General features: G+C 38.3%; 2 protein-coding genes. Both read left to right on the forward strand.

All coding sequences use genetic code 11. From position 1 onward, the window contains the following. The coding region (locus ACQY8X_RS21090) for a hypothetical protein (protein WP_428037089.1) at positions 1-234 on the forward strand (234 nt) is incomplete at its 5' end. Between the two features lie 110 nt (positions 235-344). Continuing rightward, positions 345-595 (forward strand): hypothetical protein (locus tag ACQY8X_RS21095; protein WP_428037090.1); only part of this gene is annotated, 251 nt, incomplete at its 3' end.

Consider the following 595-nt stretch of genomic DNA (forward strand, 5'->3'; position numbering starts at 1 on the left):
TATAATCTGGCAAGCGCAGATACTGGTTCTTTGACCTTAGTGGTTCAAGGCGCATCAAATGAAACTCTTGGCAATGAATTTTATGTGGTCTACAAAGGTGCTGGCACAGAAATCTTAGAGGCAGAAATCGTTGTCCCTGAATCACGGGCAGTTCAAGTATTTACGCCTCTCAGTCCACAAGGTACATCAAGCACTACTATCGTAGAATCTAGATTTTATAAAGTTGAGCAGTAATAAAGTTTTAACAAGGCCAAGCACAATCGTGCAATGCAAAAAGCGCATTGCACTGGACCTCGCTACGCTCGGCCGCTGTTGGCGGCGTTAGCTTTGTAAGGTTTTAATGTATGGGCTTTTTTGCAGTAGGGGTAGTAGGTTTTTTTCTATTAATTATGTTAACTACTGTCATTGAAGCCACTTTAATTCCGTTGATGGTTATAGCTATAAAAAGAAAAATACTGAAGTCAAAAATGGATTTGTTCTATAGATTTAGTGTCACTGTCTGGGTTACAAATATTATGGCAATAATAGTGGCAATAACTCTTTATCGATTTATTGAAGATTTGTCTTTTTTTGCTGCTTGTATGATGCTTATAGG

The organism is Amphritea sp. (assembly GCF_050300915.1).
Lineage (GTDB): Bacteria > Pseudomonadota > Gammaproteobacteria > Pseudomonadales > Balneatricaceae > Amphritea.